The organism is Pseudomonas sp. DCB_BI (assembly GCF_026240995.1).
Taxonomy (GTDB): Bacteria; Pseudomonadota; Gammaproteobacteria; order Pseudomonadales; family Pseudomonadaceae; genus Aquipseudomonas.
Genome location: NZ_JAPFCG010000058.1, coordinates 1 through 768, shown reverse-complemented (window position 1 = coordinate 768; position 768 = coordinate 1). Strand labels below are relative to the sequence as shown.

1 protein-coding gene is annotated in these 768 nt (G+C 57.0%); it reads left to right on the top strand.

Annotated features, from left to right (window positions below):
- Positions 1-258 precede the first annotated feature (258 nt).
- Positions 259-768: helix-turn-helix domain-containing protein (locus OO258_RS27270; RefSeq protein WP_266034992.1), on the top strand; the 510-nt coding region annotated here is incomplete at its 3' end.

Below are 768 nucleotides of genomic sequence, written 5' to 3'. Positions count from 1 at the left end.
CGGTGCATGGCACCGGCTCCGCCGGTGTTCGCGGGTAAACCCGCTCCCACAGGGATCGCGCTGGATTCTAGAAATTGAGCAAGCCAGTTGTTTCCCCAGGTACTGCATCAGCCTCAAGCCTGCGGGGGTACCTGTGGGAGCGGGCTTGTCCCGGGTACAAACCGGAGACATCGTTTACATTTCAAACCGGGGACATGGTTTACAGGCTAAAGCATGATCAGGAGGTACCTGATCATGCCCTGGAACCAAGAGTCCCCCATGGATCAACGAGTCAGATTGATTGGCGAGTGGCTTTCCGGTGATTACACCAAGAGTCAGCTTGCTCGCCGTTACAACGTCAGCCGCCCCACGGTCGACAAATGGATATCGCGATATTCTGCGGGCGGTGCTGAAGCGCTGTCCGATGCTTCACGGCGCCCCGACAACAGCCCTAACAAGACCAGTGACGAGCTGTTGGCCCGCATTGTTGCGATGAAAGAGGCGCACGATAAATGGGGCCCCAAGAAGCTCATGGAACTACTGCGCCTTGAAGACCCATCGATTGATTGGCCGTCTCCGAGCACTGCGGGGCAGTGGCTGGACCGAATGGGCATGGTTCATAAGCGTGGGCCAAAACGGCGATACGGTAAAAGCCCCACAAAGATGAGGGAGGCCAACGAGCCGAACAAGACCTGGTGCATCGACTACAAGGGTCAGTTCAAGATGCTCAACGGTCAGTGGTGCTACCCACTAACGGTTACAGACCATGCTTCGCGCCTCATCTTGGCC